The sequence below is a fragment of the Flavonifractor sp. An82 genome (assembly GCF_002159265.1).
Classification (GTDB): domain Bacteria; phylum Bacillota; class Clostridia; order Oscillospirales; family Oscillospiraceae; genus Flavonifractor.
In genome coordinates this window covers 1-17063 of record NZ_NFHG01000032.1, presented here as the reverse complement: position 1 = coordinate 17063, position 17063 = coordinate 1, and the positions used below count along the sequence as shown (strand labels likewise).

The window sequence follows — 17063 nt, the reverse complement described above, 5'->3', positions numbered from 1 at the left end:
CTTTTTGTTTTGCTCTCTTTCGCCTCCTACTAAGGTTGCAAACTTTCCTCAATTCCCTGTTGACTTTTTATTTGCAGACTTCGTTGTGAAATAGAAAAAGCCAGCCCGAAGGCTGGCCTGTGGGGGAGCACCTCTCTTTTCTTATTGAGATATATGAAAACGCCGCCCGTAGTCCGTTGGGCGGCGTAATTCTCAATGAATATTTTTATAGAAAAAACCTCGTTCATCCAGTGGCACAGGGTGCTTTGAGATATTTGAGATCGCCGACTAAGATTAGGTATCAAAATTCCGTTTTGGTAGGACAGAACAACTTGCTTTTTGATCTCATCTGGATATTGCTTTGGCATGATAGACCCTTCTTTCGCCTAAATGTCTACCATAATGCTATCATAATAATTCTATTCACAGTTAAAACCGCGACAGAGGTCATTCCTTCTATATTCTATATATTGTGGTTTTCACCACGAACAACATATTTATATATTTCCGCGCGTCTTTGGTTATATATTAATTGATATTGTACCTGTTTCCCATTGTAAATCAGAACAGAAAACTTTTCACCAGACAGAATAGCTGCAATTACAGCACAGTATTGCTCTATATCTTGTCGTGTCAATTCTTGCTTTCTAATTAAAACTGCAATATTCCAACTTTCTTTTTCTATTAAAAATGCCTCTAACCCATAAGCATAAGATGTCTCGACTATTTGAATAACAAGATCATCGTTTGTGGTTTCATGGTATTTTTCCATGACTGGAAGACAATCAATGTGGTCTATATGAATCAATGTGTATGCTGTTTTATGCATATACAATAGAGTATCAAGAGTAGTCAATACCATTTCTAATTCTTGCCGCCCAATATATTTTGTAATACTGTTTTTTTCTCCGTAATATATTTCAATTTTTCCATCAGTAGTACATGCATAACTTCCATGATTTGCGATATTTCTCCATTGAGAAACCGTAATATCAAAAAATAAAGTTCTATATAAATCTTTGAACAACCCGCTACGCGATGTCAGACAATCGACTATGACGCCCAATTTTTTCTTAACTACTGGCCTATTGTGAGATACACAGTATACAGAGTCCAAGAACTCCAAGAATGGCTTTAGTGAGTTCTCAATACCATCTCCGATTAACTGAAACGCAGATTTTGCAAATAAATCCAGTCTATCTGGGAGTGTATCAATTCTATTTGTCCATATAATTTGGGCTCTACTTGCAAATCCACGAGCAATAGCTGGGTAACAATCTTTAAAAAGCCGTATACTTTCCGAATAGTTCTGCTTTAAAGCACTATCATACAATTGAAGAATCAAAGAGAGCCCGTCTTCAAACAATGTCCCTTCAAATAGTGTCTTGAATTTTGTATAGTCGTAATACAACAACCCAAAGTCAATAGCCTTACGCAATTTAGCTTTATTGGTTACATATTTCTCAAATACATTAAATACATCATCACGAGTATAATTATCAACGGAACGCAGTTCCTCGTTCAAATGTTCAATAAAAGCTAAATACTCTGACACTTAAATCACCTACATTTTACATAGAACGATATGATAGATAATTATAATGTAGAATTTCCTTGAAAGCAATCGTGGGTAGTCTGAGGAACTCTCATGCTATTTTACATTTTATCAGATAATGCTATAAACCCACACCAATGTTGTCCTTCTTTGTTTTATAAAAACCTCTTGCTCGCTGCATTAAAACCATTGATATGACTGGATTTTTCCAAGTCCTATAATTACACTCGGACCAAAAACCGCCTCAAAACATCAGTTTTGAGGCGGTTTTCATGACTTTTCAAACGATAATTTGTTTAACGTTCTGCACAAATATGGTCTCAAATGTGGTCAACACACTTTTGGGGATTTGTTTTGAATTTTCGTTGTAGACATAGTTTTTGGTCCGTCTCCGCCACGATTCGTTACGAAAAGAGGCAAAGGTAAACTGCACAATTTTTCAAATATGGGGTCATGACCACCCCTTTTCGACTACCGCGCACGGCCGCAATCTTATCTTTGAATCTTGCGTCGCAAAATCTGATAGGCTTGGCTGCACTTTCCCGGCCTTGTCCCTCTCGGCGAGGCCGTGTATAATGGCAGTGGAAAACAGTGAAAGAAACGAGTAAGGAGCAGTGCCATGCGGATCCTTATGCTGGGCAACAGCTTTATCTCCACCAATAATATGCCTCAGATGCTCTCTGAGCTGACCGGGGCGGAGGTGGTCCACCACACCCGGGGCGGGGCGCGGCTGTCGGAACAGCTGAACCTCAGCACCAGGCTGGGCAGTCAGACCCAGGCGGCGCTCCAAACGGAGAAGTGGGACTATGTGGTGCTCCAGGAGATGAGCCACGGCCCCATCACCGCCCCCAAGAGCTTCTTTTCCAGTGTGGAGGGGCTTTGCCGGCAGATCCGGGCAAACGGAGCGGTCCCCATTTTGTTTGCTACCTGGGCCTATCAGAGGGGCGGAGCCAAGCTGACGGGCAAGGGCTGGGACTACGACGAGATGGCCCGAACGCTGTCCGAGGCCTACCACAGGGCGGCACAGGAAAATAACACCCTGATCGCCGACGTGGGCCGACGGTTTTATGAGTTGTCCGACGCCCAGAATCTCTACGCCGCCGACGGCGTCCACCCCAATGAGCTGGGCTCCCGCATCGCGGCGGAAACCATTGCGGCAGTGATCCGGCAGAGGGAGGAGGGCTTGCGATGACGGCAGAGACAAAACCCCGCCGCAAAAAGTGGAAGATCGCCGTCGGTATTTTGCTGGCGGTCCTGATTCTGCTGGCGGGCGGCTTTTTCTGGTACGTGTCCGACTACTACCGAGCGGAGGACGTGGCCCTGGAGGTACTGGCCAGCGGAGAGCATCTGGAGGTTCGGGATGATCTGACCATCCTCTCCCCATCCTATCCCACGGACACCGCGATCATCTTCTACCCCGGGGCCAAGGTGGAGGCCTCCGCCTATCTGCCCCTGCTGAACCAACTCCGGCAGACCGGCCTCACCTGCATTCTGGTGGAGATGCCCTTCCACCTGGCTATTTTCGACGTGAACGCAGCGGAAGATGTGATGGCCCAGTTTCCGGACATTCGGCACTGGTACATCGCCGGTCACTCCATGGGCGGGGCCATGGCCTCCCAGTTCGCTTCCGAGCACCCGGACGAGGTAGACGGCCTTATTTTGCTGGGAGCCTACCTCTACGGCGACTATCCGCCCGCCGACACCCTCACCGTCTATGGCTCTCTGAACCAGAGTGTGGAGGACAAGATCGACTACACAGAGAACGTGGTGGAAATTGAGGGCGGCAATCACGCCCAGTTCGGTAACTACGGACCTCAGGAGGGGGACCTGCCCGCCGCTATCTCGGCGGAGGAACAACAGGCCTAAACGGTGGAGGCCATCTCGGATTTCATCGCCCAGCGACAGGAGTGAAAGAGCTGTTTTCGGATAGGAGAGTGAGCTCATGACGATATCACCCTTGGTGATAAGTTCGACTCTGACAGTTTATATGCGGAGGAAGATATAAAATGGCGATTTTTTATTTCTCGGACGTATTGAGAAAAGTAGGACTGGATCCCTCAAAAGTCAAATTGATTCGTCATGCACTGACAGATCGTGGATTTCGAGAGTGTTATAAAGCAAATGTGGTATATGAATATACCTGTCATCAGAAATCTGGATTCAGCAAAGGGTACGATTATTGGGTGACCTTTATAAGCGACCAGGGGACTCTCTGTAAGCTGGATTCCTGCTATAAAGTAGGTGCTGCTGTTCCGGATACGCCCGATATGATCCCGAAGGGTGTCCCGGAAATCGAGGCCAGAGAATTCCAGGGCGAGAACGCATATTTTCATCTCGAACCCCTCGATTTGCTGAAAGAATATGAGGGCAGACTGATCATCGATTGGGGGAAGTCTGCGCGCATGTGGCATCAGAAGGGAACGACCGAAAAGCCTGTTGTGGCAATTCAGGCAGATGAAAAGAAAGTCTTTTCCGGCTTTGAAAATCTGATTCTTACATATGATGAACTGAAGGAAATCGTTGAAAATTCAACCGTTTATGAGGCGTGGCACACAGCGCTGTCCTCCGTCAACGCCATTTATCTCATCGTTGACCGGGAGACGGGAAAACAGTATGTGGGATCGGCTTATGGAAAAGATGGACTGCTGGGGCGGTGGGCCTGCTATGTGGATTCCCTGCACGGCAATAATAAGCTGATGAAAGAACTGATTTGCGCCTACCCCGAACGTTACCACGATTTCCAGTTCTCCATTTTGCAGATATTGCCCAAAACTGTGACAGATGATGAGGTCATCAGGACAGAGAGCCTATATAAAAAGAAATTGCTCACGATTCCTTTTGGAATGAACGACAATTGAATATTGGGAGATGCGTCTATGACAGAAGATTTGTTTTTAGACTGGGTGATCAAATTGCTGGAGCAAATCGAGACCTCGGATGAAAAGAAGCGTTGGTGCCGCCGTTATTCCGTGTATTCCCGTAGTCCTGGGCAGGAAACACTCTCTCGCGATTTGCATGATTTTGTAGACAGAACCTACCAGGTGGGATTGGTGATCCAGAATTATCACGAGGTGATCCAAAAATGGGGCCTCGAGGAGCGGAATATCGCGATTGCCCCTCCGGGATGGCTGGAGACGCAGCCCTATTTGTGTGTATTGGCCTGTATCGCATGGCATTTCCGCAGAGACCATTTTTGCGAGGGTTCCCTGATCAGTCAAAGCATCGCAGAAGGAGTCCTTTTGCGCCTGTTTCGTCGGCTCAAAGCGCTCTGTCCTACAGCGGCTCCCGCCGTTACACTGCAAGAACTCTGTTGTGACGGCTGTCGTGCTGTTCCGGAGGTGCCAGGAGTCTATTGGGTACTGGCTCCTGAGGGAATGCCAATCCGTTTCTCGGAACAGGAGTACCGCCCTAAGGCGAAAATCTATCCTGCGAAAAAGCTTCAGGAGAAATATGAGGGATGTGCCGACCAAAGTATCCTGTATATTGGAAAAGCGGAAGGAAAGCGTGGCCTGCGGCAGAGGCTAAAACAGTACATGGACTATGGACGGGGAAATGGAAATATCCATGCGGGCGGACGGGCCGTCTGGCAGATTTCGGACTGCGGACTTTTGCTACTTGCTTACGAAGCCTGCGAAAACGCAGGAGAAAGGGAACGACAATTGCTACAGGAATACCGAGAGAAAAACGGCTCCTATCCACTGGCCAACTGGCGGGGTTGAGAGAGGAAAAGTAAGAAGTGACCTTGAGAAAAGAGGTTGGTATCACAATGTGATACCAACCTCTTTTGAGCATTCGGAAGCCTTGATATGCCTTTCAAAACCCCGACAGGTCTACGCCCAGGAGAACGAGGGCGATGCAAGCCAAGATCCAAGGCAGGAAGATGACCGGAAACAGGAGCAGCCCCTTGTGGTTTTCATAGTGGTACTCCTCGCAGGAGAACAGCTTGTCAGGATCATCGACATAATAGAGATACAGGTACAGGGGCGGCGTTGCCGGGTGCTTGAAATGGGCAACATACTGCCGCTCTTCGTCTGCGACCGTGTATCGATAGACGGCGCGCCAGTTGTAGCGGGATACCTCGCCAGAGGGGTGCTTGTCCACCAGAGACGCTTTGATGATGTGGTCCCTGCTCTTTGCGATGTCCCGTTTTCGCTCCCAGCTGACGCCGTGGGAGACCTTTTTGTAGAGCGGCACCGCGACGGCATAGCCACCGATCAGAATTGCAAATACGACCGCCCATTTGAGCCAGTTGACGGGATCGTCGGTAAACATCGTGATGAGAGCCTCTTGGATACTCAATTTCAGCACCTCCATGGCAATTGCCGGTACTTCTTTTATCCATCATACGATATTTGGCGGCGCTCCGCAAGGCAGAACGATACTTTTGATGATGCATTATAAAATTTGATAAGATAGGCAAGCCGTCTTTTTACGTCGCCTGCCCCAGCATCTCCTGTATCATCTCATACCACTTTGCCGCTGTGTGTCTGGACACCCCGGCGCCTTTGGCGATGGCCCGGTAACTGGTCACGTCAGGATGGAACTTCATATACGTCCCAAATTACAAACCTCCGCACAAATCACTTGCCACAGCGCGCAAGCAGTTGTATAATTTCTATTGAAAAGTAGTATGATAAATCCGAAAAGTTTTCAGTGAGGTGTGGCGCTATGGAGATCAAACGGGACCGCTATCTGAACAAGCTCATATCCTTCATGTGGGATGGACAGGTGAAGGTCATCACCGGCATCCGCCGTTGCGGGAAGTCCTATCTCCTCCGCAATCTGTTCCGCACTTATCTGTTAGGGGAGGGCGTTCCGGCAGATCATATTCTCTCCTTTGAGTTGGATCTGACCCGTGATATCCGATACCGAAACCCGCTGGAGCTTGCAAATCGTGTCCGGGAGATCGTTGAAAATCAGAGGGGGCAATTCTATCTTTTTGTAGACGAGATCCAGATGTCGGACGAAGTGCCGAATCCCTATAACCCGGACGGGAAGAAGATCACCTTCTACGATACGCTCAACGATTTGAAGTCCCTGTCCAATCTGGACATCTATGTGACCGGAAGCAACTCCCGGATGCTCTCCTCAGACATCCTCACCGAGTTCCGGGGGCGCAGCGACGAGATCCGGGTGCATCCGCTCAGCTTTGCGGAGTATTACTCCGCTGTGGGCGGGGACAAGGAGGACGCATTTGAAAATTACGCCTTCTACGGCGGGATGCCGCTGATCCTGTCCCGCCCCACTGACGCGGCGAAAATGCAGTACCTGAGTTCTCTCTTCTCTGAAGTTTATTTGAAAGACATTGTAGAGCGCAAGAAGGTCAAACGGGAGGATGTACTCTCGGATATTCTGGACCTGCTCTGCTCCTCAGTGGGGTCGCTGACCAACCCCACCAGGGTGGCGGACACCATCAACTCCAAGCAGAAACGGAGCGGCGAGAATACGGTTTCCCCCAACACTGTGAAAGCGTATATGGATCACTTGGCGGACGCGTTCCTTTTTACTGAGTGCAAGCGCTGGGATGTCAAGGGGAAAAACTATTTCGATTACCCTAACAAATATTACTGTGAGGACATCGGGCTGCGGAATGCCCGCATCGGCTTCCGCCAACAGGAGATGACCCACATTATGGAGAACATCATTTTCAATGAGCTGATGGTGCGGGAGTGCGCAGTGGACATTGGGATCGTGTACAGCAATGAGCGAAACGCCAAAGGAAAACTGACCCCGGTAGCACGGGAGATCGACTTCATTGCTGCTTCCGGCGGAAAAAAGACTTATATCCAGTCCGCCTACGCTCTTGGGACGGAGGAAAAGTCTGTCACGGAAAACAAACCGCTCTCCCTGACGGGGGACTCTTTTCCGAAGATCATCGTCCGGCACGACATCCGGAAACGGTGGTACGATGACAACGGCGTTCTGAATATTGGGATCTTGGACTTCCTGCTGGACGATACATTGGTCTGAGCAGCGGATCATCTGGATCACAGGAAGAGGCTGGTATCAAAGTGTGATGCCAGCCTCTTCCACATTTTACGCCGCCCGCCCCAACATCTCCCGCATCATCTCATACCACTTCGCCGCCGTATGCCTCGTCACCCCGGCGCCTCTGGCGATGGCCCGGTAGTTGGTCACGTCGGGGTGGAATTTCATATACGTCCAAATTTTCTTCTGCGTCTTGGTGAGCTTATCCGGCGGAATGATGCCCCGTGCCCGGTCCCGCAGGGCCTGCCGCTCCGCGTTCATCTGCTGGATCAGCACCTTCAGCTTCGCCTCGCACGCCTCCCGGGTGTGGGCGTAGACGCATTTGGAATGCTTGGTGCCGTCCGGCCAGGTGGGGGAGTAGCGGCCCTCGAACAGGTGGCCATTGATCTGGGTGATGCATCCGGAGCCCGACTTTCGCTTTCGCCCCAGTACCGGCTGGAAATCTTCGACTGAACCCTGCTCTGCCTGAGCAGGATTCTCCAACACCTCGTTGCCCAGTCCCCGGTCGATTTTCGCCGCCGCCTCGCTCTGCATGTCCCCGGTGACGTGGGTGTAGATGTCCAGGGTGGTGGCGGCCGACACATGGCCCAGCATGGCGGAGAGGGTCTTCACATCCATGCCGCTCTCCAGGGACAAGGTGGCAAAAGTGTGCCGTAAATCGTGAAATCTGATCCTCTTACACCCGGCCCGCTCCAGAATGATCTGGAGCCGCCGGCGCACCGCGCCCGGCGTCATGGGCATGTCCTCCTTGACCGGCGAGGGGAACATCCATCGGGAGTCCACCGCCTCCCGATACGCCCGCAGCACCTCCACCACGCCGGGCGGCAGGACCAGCCTGCGGATGGAGGCGCGGGTCTTCGGGACGCTCACCTGGAGCTGTCCCTTCACCTCGTAGACCTGCTTGTTCACGGTCAGGATCCCAGTCTTGAAGTCCAGGTCGTCCCACTGGAGGGCCAGCAGTTCGCCCCGCCGCAGGCCGGTGCATAGATCCAGGAGAAACAGCTCGAAATAACTTTCTGCCTGGGCCTGGATGAGGAACCGCTGGAGCTCCTCCCGGCCAAGGACCTGCATCTCCCGGCCCCGCTTGGGCGGCAGCTTGCAGCCCACCGCCGGGTTGGTGCGGATCAGCTCCTCCTGCACCGCCTTCTCCAGTGCGGACCGGCAGGCGGCGTGGAGGCCGCGCACCATGGAGTCGGACAGGCCCTTGCCGAACTGCTCTGTGCGGATGAGCCGCCCGCCCGTTTTCATCCGGGCATAGAACTGCTGGAGGTCCTTCTGGGCCAGCTGGTTCAGGGGGATCTTCCCCAGCTCCGGGATGATGTGCTGATAGATTTTTGCCTCGTAGTTGGCCTGGGTGGTGGGGCGGATCTGGGGCTTCACATAGTTCTGGTACCAGAAGTCCAGCCACTCCCCGAAGGGCATCTCCGGCCGGACCTTCTCCGTCCTGGGGCCGGTCACCGTCTCCCGGAGCTGTTTCAGCTTTTCCTGACACTCCCGTTTCGTCTTGGCCAGGACGTTTTTCGTTCTGGGCAGGCCCTTCTCGTCATAGCCGATGACCACCCGGCCCTCCCAGCGGCCGTCGTTCCGCTGGCGGACGGAGCCCTCGCCCTTTTTACGCCGCTTACCCATGGCGGGCACCTCCCTCCGGCCTGTCTCTTTGCCACGGTTTCAGGTCTTCCCCCAGGAGATCTTCCAGGAAACCGCCCACGATGTGGCTGGCCTCCTGCTGCATGTCCGGCGTCACGTGGGTGTAGGTGTCCAGGGTGAAGCTGGCGTTGGTGTGGCCCAGGATACCGGACAGGGTCTTGGCGTCCACGCCGCTGGTGAGGGCGTGGGTGGCAAAAGTGTGCCTTAAATCGTGGAATCGGATCGCAGGCAGCCCCGCCTCTCTTAAGATTCGCTTCATCCAGTAGTAGGCGGCACTGGGGCGTACCGGCTTCTCCGGAGCCAGAGGTTCCGGGAAGATCCACTGACTGACGGCGTGCTTTTTCCGCTCCTTCAGCCGCTGGACGGTGCTGGGCGGCAGACGAATGGTCCGCCGGCCCTGGCTGGTCTTCGTCTCGCCGATCTCCAGCTCTCCGGCCTTGGGGACATTCACGGACCGAAGAATCTTCAGCGTCCCGGCCTTCTCATCGAAGTCCTGCCACATGAGGCCGCAGATCTCGCCCCGGCGCAGGCCGGTGGTCAGCTCCGTGTAGAAGAAATCCCGCCAGATCTCGTTGCGCTCCACTGCAGCCAGAAATGTCTCCATCTGCTCCTTCGTGAGGATCTGCTTGGGACGATGGTTGGCCTTGGGCACCGCAGCTCCATCGGTGGGGTTCCGGGCGATCACATGGGCCGCCTCCGCGTCCTTCAGGCACCGGTGGAGCATGGCGTGGATGCGGAGCACCATGGTGTCCGACAGCTCATGCCCGTGTTCCGGGTGCTCGCGGACACGGCCCTCGTGTTTCAGTTTTCGGTACAGCTTCTGGATGTCCATGCGGGTCACCCGGGAGACAATCTTGTTTCCCAGATAGGGCTTGATGTAGCACCGGATGAACTGCTCATAACTCCGCAGGGTGTTGGGCCGCAGGGTGGCCGCGCCGTAGTCCTCCATCCACCGATCCAGCCACTCGCCCAGGGTCATGCGGCTGTCTTCGGTGAGCTCCACGTCCTGAAAGGCATCCAGGTCCCGGTGGAGCTTGTCCAGCAGTTCCTTCTGGGTTTTGGCCAGGACATACCGGAAGATGGGCTCGCCGTTTTGCTTGTGGCCCACCACGATGCGGCCCTCCCAGCGGCCGTCCTCCCGCTTTCGGACCATGCCGTCGCCGGACGGCCTGCGTTTTGCCATAGGCTATTCCTCCTTATTTGGGTCGAGCAGACTGCCATCATCCTCGTCCAGGGCCTCCAGGATCATGCGAACCCCCAGGCGGAATCCCAGGATGAAGTTCTCCAGGGCCATGGTGCTGCCGATCTCGTTTTCCGCGTTGATGAGCCGGAGCAGCAGCGTTTTTTCTTTGCCCTCCAGCAGAGCGGTGAGTTTCTCCTCGCACTCCGCCGACTGTTCCATGGCCTTTTTCAGGGCAGTCCCCGATTTGACGATTTGATCGTTGGGGGTGATATTTCCAAAGTATAGATTTTCCAGTGTGTCTCGCATGTGTGCCGCCTCCTTTGTCAGCAACACACAATACCCGAACTTCCGCCCAATAGCCACCCCAAACTTCAACTATTTTCAGAAAGTTATCATCTGCGGGCAGGATTTTATCTTTGTATTGCGGTCCAGATTTTGATATGCCTGCCATAGAAAAACCGCCTGCATCTCTGCAGACGGTTCCGGTGACAAATCGTTTCTCCCTATGGAGAAGATTGTCTCTATTCGTTTGTTTCGTCGTCCTGCACATCTCCAAAGAGGATGCGAAGATAATCCCGGCGGCCGTAGAGCACACGATCCACATAGACATCGTTGTCAAGAACTCGGTAAAAAGTGAGGTAACTGCCGGTCACCAGGAAACGATAGTCACTCTCGACATCGGCAATCGAGGACAGGGACGCGCCAATCAGACTGTGCTCCCGCAATCTGCGGAGGTCCTTTGTGATGTTCCGTACCGTGGAGATCGCCGCGCTGGGATTTTCCAAATTCTTTGCGATATAGGACTTGATCCCGGCCAAATCAGCCTGCACCTCGTCGGATAAATGCAGGTTATTCATCTGCGATTCCGAGATGTTTTTCTACGGCCTCCAGCGTCAACCAGCCCTTTTCCTCCCCGGACTTGCGGCCCTTGGCCAGCTCGTTCATCAGCCGGAGGGTGGCCTGTGTCCGCTCATAGTCCTGCATGTCCACGATGGCGTAGCGGCCCCGGCCATTCTTCGTCAGAAAAACCGGTGCGCCCACTGCCACGTCACGCAGGACCTCCGTGTAATTACGCAGATCGGAGATGGGTTTGATGTTCGGCATGGTATTCAGCCCCTTTCTTGCCCTTAGTATACCTCGATCCGCTGTAAAATTCAACGGCATTTTTTACTGCGATTTCGTTGGTGATTGCTACCACCCCATGGTCATGCCGCCCATATCCTGCCGGGGAGCTTCCTCATGGTCATCCGGCTTGTGACCCATGGCGATCTTCTTTTTCTGGATTTTCCGCCGCAGCTTTCGGTCCACCCGCTGTCCCACCGGGGCGGCGGGCGGCACCGAGTTGTCACGAAAGATCTGACTCAGATGGTGGAGCAGTCGGGTGGCCGCCAGGAACACATTGGGCCTGCGCACCTGATCGAAGTGCTCCAGAAAGAAGTCGGCGTACTCATTTCCCTGTTCCGCCGATTCATAGAAATACGCCCAGGCCCGCTCCCGGTCCTGTTTGACATTCTGTCCGGTGAGGTACAGCTTTCCAAGAGCGTACTGGGCGTACTGGTTTCCGTGTTCGGCGGAGTCGGTGAGATAGGCCACCGCCTTTCGCACGTCTTTCGGGACATCTTTCCCCTCCAGATACAGCTTTCCCAGGCGGTAGGCGGCCCAGGAGTTCTCCTGCGCCGCCGCTTTTTCATACCAGGATACCGCCTCGTCCATTCGGTTCTGACTTTGCAGAAGTTTTCCCAGCGCGTACTGAGCGAAGTCATATCCCGCATCAGCTGCCCGCCGGAACCACAGTTCTGCCCGCTCGTCATCGGGGAGAACACCCTGCCCGTCCCGCCAGCACTTGCCCAGCTGATAGGCGGCCAGGGTGAAACCTCTCTGCCAGAGCTGCTCCAGCACCCGCACCTGCTCCGCTTTTTCCTCCTCTGGATTTTCGTACTCCTCCAGCACTTCCTTGGCGCTCTGGTAGATTTCGGCCATCTGCCAGTCGGAGTCCCAGGCGAAGTACACCGCATCCTGGTCCTCATCCACTTCGTCTCTCATGCGGGCATCCTCGAAGGTAAACGTCCCCAGCCGGAGCCGCTCCGCCTCCCGGATGACCATGTTCTTGATGGCTTTGAACTCCTTCTGCTGGGAGAGGGGCAGGTGTTCTCTGGGGGAGTCTTTGTAGTAACGCTCCAGCTCGTCCCGAAGCTGATTCCACTGTTCGTAGCACTCCGCCACCTCGGGAACTTTGGCCAGTTCGTCCACGATGGCGTCCACCTGCGCCTTTGCCGGCTTTTTCAGGTAGCCGTAGACCTTTTTGCCCTTGTGCCCCTCCAGCATTCCGGCCAGCGTCTCCATCTGCTCTGCGATGACTGGACTATGGCACAGACCTGTCTCCATCTCCCGGATGAGCCGCCCCATGGCCTCTATCGCCGCGTCCCGCACTTGGCTGTAGGACAGATCTTTTTTCTGGTAGAGCGACAGCAGCTCGTCTCGGAAGATCTCATTGGACAGTTGGGAGCGCATGTTCTCGATACCCTTTTCCGTTAGAAATCCCTGCTTGGGGTCCGCTGACCAGACCATCATGTGGATGTGGGGATGGTGTTTCTCATCGTGGAAGGCGGTACACCATCGGAAGCTACTTGGCGGAATTTTCATCGCTGTTGCCAATTCTGTCTGGTGGGCCAGCAATAACTTCCGCCAGCTCTCGCTGTTCTCGTAGCCCAGCCGGTGGGCATCTTCCCGTTTTAGGGAGTAGACGAAGGTCCACACCGGCCCGGTGTGCCCGTTGATCTCCTCCATGGTTTTCTCCAGATCGGCGGGACCATCGGCGGAGAACAGGCCGTGGGAGCGGGGACGCTGGGCCATATATTCCAGGTAGCCGCCGCCGTCATGGGAGGGGGGCGGAGCCTCGATCAGCTCCACACCCTCCCGGGTGGCGATGTATTCGGCGTAGTGACCGCCGCCGTTTCCCGGCTTGATGTAGCCCGATTTCTGGATCAACCCCGGCATCACTCAGCCTCCTTTTGGTAACGAACAGTGTCTTCGAAGCTGATCTCGCCGTTGGTCTCCTTAACCTCTTTGACACACCGCACCCGGGCCTTTCGCAGCTCATCCGGGTCGATCTCTATGTCGGCAGCCAGGATATTCCCCATGAGGTTTTGATCCACCGACAGCTTGAACAGCAGGTGTCCCATCCGTTTGCCCAGTGCCCCCAGCTTGCCCTCCAGCACATCGGCCAGGACCCGGGGCAGGTATTCGTCGGCGTGCTCGGCATCCAGATAACCGGAGTAGAAACGGATGGCCTTTTCGATAAATTCATTTCTGGTGGAGCAATTATCTTGCTGGTAGCGCGATTCCACTTCGGTCCAGGCGGATTCACTGAGCCAGACAGAATGTTTCTTATTTTCCTTTTTCAAATTCAAAATCCTTTCCTCATTGCATCAGCGCCGCCCGAAAGCCTGTCACAGCGGGGATTCAGGCGGCTTTTGAGAAAAACAGCGCCAATCTCAAATCGGGTTGGTCGGAACAGCGCCAATTCCAACCCCTGAAACCGCCCGCACTGCGGGCGGTTGTGACCGCCCAGGCGCAACAAAAGCGCCAGGACTTTCTCCTGCTCTTCGTCTCCCCGTGGCCCTCGTCCTGAAGCCTGGCCCGAAATTGGGCCAAATCCGCCTTGAAAGCCCCAGGTGGGGCAGGGACTCTGCCCTGCCCCGAAGGAGGGCACACAGCGCCTCACAGGCCGCTACACGGGGAGAGTTGCTTGTTGCAGGGAACGGCGTGCTGCGGCAGAAAGATTCGGCAGTATTCCTCCGGGCCGGACACCAGATGCCGGTACATCATCTCGCCGCACTGAAACATCTGGAACACCGCATTTCGATAGCAGGCCTTGATCTCCTCACGGCACTCTCTCGCAAAGATTCTTTGTTCATCTGTCAGAGTTCCACGGCTCTCATCGCAGAGGAACAGGGCCACCCCGTCTTCGTCGATAGACTCCTCGTGCGTACGGTTCCACCGGTTGACAATGTACCGCCGCATGTCTATGGCGCGCCGTGCTGACAGAGACGGATCCTGCTCGATCAGGCAGTCGATCATCTGCATCAGCATCCGGATGCACACTCCTTTCTCTCCAGCGCCGCCATGCGCTGTTCCGCTCTCTGTCGTTCCAGCGCCAGGTCAGCTGCATGGAGCTGCCGCGCATAGAACTGTTCGATGGACATTTGGATGGGCAGGATGTAGTAACGCAGACAGCCGTTGAGGGTGCGGCCGTCCCGGGTGGTGACGGTGGTGCGCTCCGTCCGGATCAGCCCCCGGTCCTCCAGCTCGGTCACATACTTGCGCACTGTGTTGACGCTCATCCCCACCGCCTCTCCGATGGTCCGGTAGCTGGCCACGCACTGGTAGGTCCTCCGGTCCTCCCGGTGGAGGAGAAATCCGTAGACCGCGATCGCCCCGGCGGACAGTCCCAGAGAGAAGATCTCGTTGGGGAGGGGGAAGTAGTTCTTGATGGGATCCCGCTTGGGCCAGTGCTGTTTTCTCATTTGGCACCTCCCGACTGTCCCTCCGCCCACTGAATGAACTTCTCTTTCGGAACTACCATACGGCTCCCCACCCGCAGCGTGGGGAAGCCGGGGTCATTGAGCAACTCGTAGGCGGTGGAGATGGACACGCCCAGCACCTGCGCCACCATCCTGGCGTTGAGGAACAGGGGCAGGTCGTCGTAGGATTTGTAGACAGACAGTTTCAATGTTTAGTACCTCCGGTGTTTCAAATTCAGAGAAAAAATTCTTGCGTTTCGGAGGTCTCTCTGTTAAACTGGGACACAGATCAGGCTGTGTTTTCCGAAACGCGGCAGGCCGCTGAACTGTTGCAGCAGTTCGGCGGCTTTTTTTGCAGGAGCTGTCTTTTTAGATCTGTCTGGCCATGCACCATACCCGTTCCTGCCCTGCGGCCTTGTTTGACCAACACAGCGTTTTCTTCCCCTTGGTACGCTCAATTGTCGGTGCTCTGCGACAACGTCCTGGCGCTGCTTCTCTGGGGAGTATCGTCTCTGGTGATGGGTATTCGGTTTTCAAGGTGCCGTTCCGAATGTTTGGGACCAATTCCCCGTTGACAATCGGATTTGCGGATGTTAGACTATTGTAAGATTATTTTGACAGTTCCCTGCGAGAGTATTGTAGCATGTGAACCTACCCCCTTGTCAAGACTATTTTATAAATTTTTTACGATTGTCTATTTGGGAGGGCGCCGATATGTGGTATGCCAAGATGTACTTCTCTGAGAAAAAAGAGGTTTTCCAATTTGATAGCCATGGGGTCCAGGGCGTTCCCTCGACCTACAAGGAATTCCCGTTCCTGGAGAGCCTGCTGTCTTTTCTGGAAACCGACTGTAAGGAGCTGGATCCTCTGCTGCAGCGGGCTTATGAGGACTGGTCCCTCCTGATCGACCGGGATGATAGAGATGCTGGGGTCCGTACCTTGATGGATCTGGGTGACCTTGGGAGCCGGCACATCTACCTGCATCTTCTGTATGTGCGCTGGTTTGAGCGGTTTGGGCGCATGGGGATCACCCAGGACCGGGGGAGCAGGGAGGATCAGGAGATGCTGGAGGAGCTGCAGGGCCTCCCGGAACAGCTCCCGCTTTATCAGCAGCAGGTACAGCGTTTCTTTGATCTCGTTTTGGATGTGGACAAGGCGGGGAGGGATCCTCAGCAGCAGGCATCGGCCCACTATCTCTATGATGCCCCCAAGGACCCGTCTCTGTTCTCCTTCCGGCCCATACCCCTCAGCTTTGAACCGGTGGAGCTGGGCCGGTGCTCGCCGGTCCTGTATCCCCTCCACATTTCGGACATGATCGACTACTCCCTGCGCAGCTGTGTGGAGCGCGGGATCACCGTCCGGCGGTGCAAAAACTGCGGACGCTGGTTCCCCCAGACCGGCCGGGTCAGCGCGGAGTACTGTGAGCGCCCGGTGCCCTCCGGCCAGCAGACCTGCCGGGAGGCCGGGGCCTTCCAGCAGTGGACAAAGAAGCAGTCTGACGATCCGGTGTTCAAGGCCTACCGCAAGGAGTACAAGAAGCGCTTTGCCTGGATCAAGGCCGGCCGTATCACCGACGAGCAGTTCTACGCCTGGAGCGAACAGGCCAGAGAGATGAAAAAGAAATGCGACCGGGAAGTCATCACCCTGGAGGAATATGTGGAGTGGCTGAAGAACTCCTGAACCACGGACAAGAAAAAGAATAAGGGACCGGCTTTCGTCAAGTCGGTCCCTTATTCTTTGTATAGGCGATGTAGATTTTATACCGTTTACAGACTTCCGTCTCCCTTGTTCCCACCAAATTCGCAGCCGTATTGATGGCCTTTTCCGTAGTACCATCGCCCATAGCGATACCCGTAGTGAGGCGGGCAGTTGGCACAGTCGCCGTCACAGTGCCCATCATGCTTCTTTCTGCCCCTACCGGCCAGCACGGAACCCGCCGCGAAAGCAGCCAGCGCAGTGAAAAGGCCCACTTTTTTCTTTTTCGGGAGGATGTACTGGATTTGTTCCGGCTGTTCATAGCCAGTTGGCTCGTCATCGAACACGTCGATCTTTGCCCGCCGGGAGATCCGCTGGAAGGAGTTGCGTACGCCGCTCAAAAAGTGCAGCTTGACCGCAGATGATGGTGCATCACCACCGCTGGAATGGTGCACTGCTTCCGCGGAAATGGTGCATGGCGGCCGCGGGCGTG

General features: G+C 54.4%; 20 protein-coding genes. 6 read left to right on the top strand and 14 right to left on the bottom strand.

All coding sequences use genetic code 11. From position 1 onward, the window contains the following. Positions 1–29: 29 nt before the first annotated feature. Together B5G34_RS17375 and B5G34_RS18580 are read right to left on the bottom strand one after the other, a co-directional pair. Positions 30–347: a hypothetical protein gene (locus tag B5G34_RS17375; protein WP_087340423.1), complete on the bottom strand. Its 318-nt coding sequence runs from the start codon at positions 345–347 to the stop codon at positions 30–32. 95 nt (positions 348–442) lie between these two features. Continuing rightward, entirely contained in the window at positions 443–1534 is a 1092-nt protein-coding gene (locus B5G34_RS18580; protein WP_162609523.1) for a hypothetical protein, read from the bottom strand. Between the two features lie 619 nt (positions 1535–2153). On the opposite strand from B5G34_RS18580, the gene B5G34_RS17370 reads away from it, so the two are divergent. The 4 genes from B5G34_RS17370 (at position 2154) to B5G34_RS17355 (ending at position 5253) form a co-directional block, all read left to right on the top strand. Further along, positions 2154–2726, top strand: a complete 573-nt coding sequence (locus B5G34_RS17370; RefSeq protein ID WP_087340420.1) for a GDSL-type esterase/lipase family protein — start codon at positions 2154–2156, stop codon at positions 2724–2726. Continuing rightward, positions 2723–3400: an alpha/beta fold hydrolase gene (locus tag B5G34_RS17365; RefSeq protein WP_087340418.1), complete on the top strand. Its 678-nt coding sequence runs from the start codon at positions 2723–2725 to the stop codon at positions 3398–3400. Before B5G34_RS17370 ends, B5G34_RS17365 begins: the two co-directional genes overlap by 4 nt. A 140-nt stretch (positions 3401–3540) precedes the next feature. Then, complete coding sequence (locus B5G34_RS17360; RefSeq protein ID WP_087340416.1) at positions 3541–4392, top strand: GIY-YIG nuclease family protein; 852 nt, start codon at positions 3541–3543, stop codon at positions 4390–4392. A gap of 18 nt (positions 4393–4410) precedes the next feature. Further along, a complete protein-coding gene (locus tag B5G34_RS17355; protein ID WP_087340414.1) occupies positions 4411–5253 on the top strand; it encodes a DUF6508 domain-containing protein in 843 nt (280 codons plus the stop codon). Positions 5254–5347: 94 nt separating this feature from the next. Here the strand turns inward: B5G34_RS17355 and B5G34_RS17350 are convergent, their stop codons facing one another. Continuing rightward, positions 5348–5842 (bottom strand): hypothetical protein, encoded by a 495-nt coding sequence (locus B5G34_RS17350; RefSeq protein ID WP_242957115.1) that lies wholly within the window; start codon positions 5840–5842, stop codon positions 5348–5350. A gap of 360 nt (positions 5843–6202) precedes the next feature. Here B5G34_RS17350 and B5G34_RS17345 point away from each other — a divergent pair, with 360 nt between their 5' ends. Beyond that, on the top strand, positions 6203–7504 hold the full coding sequence (locus B5G34_RS17345) for an ATP-binding protein (RefSeq protein ID WP_087340408.1): 1302 nt from the start codon (positions 6203–6205) through the stop codon (positions 7502–7504). A gap of 66 nt (positions 7505–7570) precedes the next feature. Here B5G34_RS17345 and B5G34_RS17340 read toward each other — a convergent pair whose 3' ends face one another. The 10 genes from B5G34_RS17340 to B5G34_RS17295 form a co-directional block, all read right to left on the bottom strand. Next, entirely contained in the window at positions 7571–9151 is a 1581-nt protein-coding gene (locus B5G34_RS17340) for a site-specific integrase (protein ID WP_087340405.1), read from the bottom strand. Next, the gene (locus B5G34_RS17335) at positions 9144–10352 is read right to left on the bottom strand and encodes a site-specific integrase (protein WP_087340403.1); all 1209 of its coding nucleotides are present in this window, start codon (positions 10350–10352) and stop codon (positions 9144–9146) included. The genes B5G34_RS17340 and B5G34_RS17335 overlap by 8 nt, the downstream gene beginning before the upstream one ends. 3 nt (positions 10353–10355) lie before the next feature. Next, complete coding sequence (locus B5G34_RS17330) at positions 10356–10658, bottom strand: DUF6809 family protein (protein ID WP_087340401.1); 303 nt, start codon at positions 10656–10658, stop codon at positions 10356–10358. A gap of 215 nt (positions 10659–10873) precedes the next feature. Beyond that, the gene (locus B5G34_RS17325) at positions 10874–11209 is read right to left on the bottom strand and encodes a type II toxin-antitoxin system RelE/ParE family toxin (protein WP_087340399.1); all 336 of its coding nucleotides are present in this window, start codon (positions 11207–11209) and stop codon (positions 10874–10876) included. Then, positions 11202–11456, bottom strand: a complete 255-nt coding sequence (locus B5G34_RS17320; protein ID WP_071429261.1) for a type II toxin-antitoxin system prevent-host-death family antitoxin — start codon at positions 11454–11456, stop codon at positions 11202–11204. Before B5G34_RS17320 ends, B5G34_RS17325 begins: the two co-directional genes overlap by 8 nt. Before the next feature lie 87 nt (positions 11457–11543). Beyond that, positions 11544–13349 carry a MobP3 family relaxase gene (gene mobP3 / locus B5G34_RS17315; RefSeq protein ID WP_087340397.1) on the bottom strand — a complete coding sequence of 602 codons (1806 nt, stop codon included), beginning with the start codon at positions 13347–13349 and terminating at the stop codon, positions 11544–11546. Then, a complete protein-coding gene (locus B5G34_RS17310) occupies positions 13349–13762 on the bottom strand; it encodes a hypothetical protein (protein WP_087340395.1) in 414 nt (137 codons plus the stop codon). The genes mobP3 and B5G34_RS17310 overlap by 1 nt, the downstream gene beginning before the upstream one ends. A gap of 310 nt (positions 13763–14072) precedes the next feature. Next, a complete protein-coding gene (locus B5G34_RS17305) occupies positions 14073–14456 on the bottom strand; it encodes a hypothetical protein (RefSeq protein WP_242957114.1) in 384 nt (127 codons plus the stop codon). Further along, positions 14438–14878: a helix-turn-helix domain-containing protein gene (locus tag B5G34_RS17300; RefSeq protein ID WP_087340392.1), complete on the bottom strand. Its 441-nt coding sequence runs from the start codon at positions 14876–14878 to the stop codon at positions 14438–14440. The genes B5G34_RS17305 and B5G34_RS17300 overlap by 19 nt, the downstream gene beginning before the upstream one ends. After that, positions 14875–15084, bottom strand: coding sequence for a helix-turn-helix domain-containing protein (locus B5G34_RS17295; RefSeq protein WP_087242100.1), 210 nt, complete (start codon positions 15082–15084; stop codon positions 14875–14877). Before B5G34_RS17295 ends, B5G34_RS17300 begins: the two co-directional genes overlap by 4 nt. A gap of 505 nt (positions 15085–15589) precedes the next feature. Here B5G34_RS17295 and B5G34_RS17290 point away from each other — a divergent pair. Then, positions 15590–16555 carry a DUF6076 domain-containing protein gene (locus tag B5G34_RS17290; protein WP_087340390.1) on the top strand — a complete coding sequence of 322 codons (966 nt, stop codon included), beginning with the start codon at positions 15590–15592 and terminating at the stop codon, positions 16553–16555. Between the two features lie 86 nt (positions 16556–16641). On the opposite strand, the gene B5G34_RS17285 is transcribed toward B5G34_RS17290, so the two are convergent. Beyond that, on the bottom strand, positions 16642–17063 hold a 422-nt coding region (locus B5G34_RS17285; protein WP_343286582.1), incomplete at its 5' end, for a hypothetical protein.

Coding starts and splice junctions, on each gene's coding strand:
- B5G34_RS17330 (WP_087340401.1), bottom strand. CDS start 10,658: ATGCGAGACACACTGGAAAATCTATACTTTGGAAATATCACCCCCAAC.
- B5G34_RS17345 (WP_087340408.1), top strand. CDS start 6,203: ATGGAGATCAAACGGGACCGCTATCTGAACAAGCTCATATCCTTCATG.
- B5G34_RS17355 (WP_087340414.1), top strand. CDS start 4,411: ATGACAGAAGATTTGTTTTTAGACTGGGTGATCAAATTGCTGGAGCAA.
- B5G34_RS17290 (WP_087340390.1), top strand. CDS start 15,590: ATGTGGTATGCCAAGATGTACTTCTCTGAGAAAAAAGAGGTTTTCCAA.
- B5G34_RS17320 (WP_071429261.1), bottom strand. CDS start 11,456: ATGCCGAACATCAAACCCATCTCCGATCTGCGTAATTACACGGAGGTC.
- B5G34_RS17335 (WP_087340403.1), bottom strand. CDS start 10,352: ATGGCAAAACGCAGGCCGTCCGGCGACGGCATGGTCCGAAAGCGGGAG.
- B5G34_RS17375 (WP_087340423.1), bottom strand. CDS start 347: ATGCCAAAGCAATATCCAGATGAGATCAAAAAGCAAGTTGTTCTGTCC.
- B5G34_RS17370 (WP_087340420.1), top strand. CDS start 2,154: ATGCGGATCCTTATGCTGGGCAACAGCTTTATCTCCACCAATAATATG.
- mobP3 (WP_087340397.1), bottom strand. CDS start 13,349: ATGCCGGGGTTGATCCAGAAATCGGGCTACATCAAGCCGGGAAACGGC.
- B5G34_RS17340 (WP_087340405.1), bottom strand. CDS start 9,151: ATGGGTAAGCGGCGTAAAAAGGGCGAGGGCTCCGTCCGCCAGCGGAAC.
- B5G34_RS17365 (WP_087340418.1), top strand. CDS start 2,723: ATGACGGCAGAGACAAAACCCCGCCGCAAAAAGTGGAAGATCGCCGTC.
- B5G34_RS17325 (WP_087340399.1), bottom strand. CDS start 11,209: ATGAATAACCTGCATTTATCCGACGAGGTGCAGGCTGATTTGGCCGGG.
- B5G34_RS17360 (WP_087340416.1), top strand. CDS start 3,541: ATGGCGATTTTTTATTTCTCGGACGTATTGAGAAAAGTAGGACTGGAT.
- B5G34_RS17300 (WP_087340392.1), bottom strand. CDS start 14,878: ATGAGAAAACAGCACTGGCCCAAGCGGGATCCCATCAAGAACTACTTC.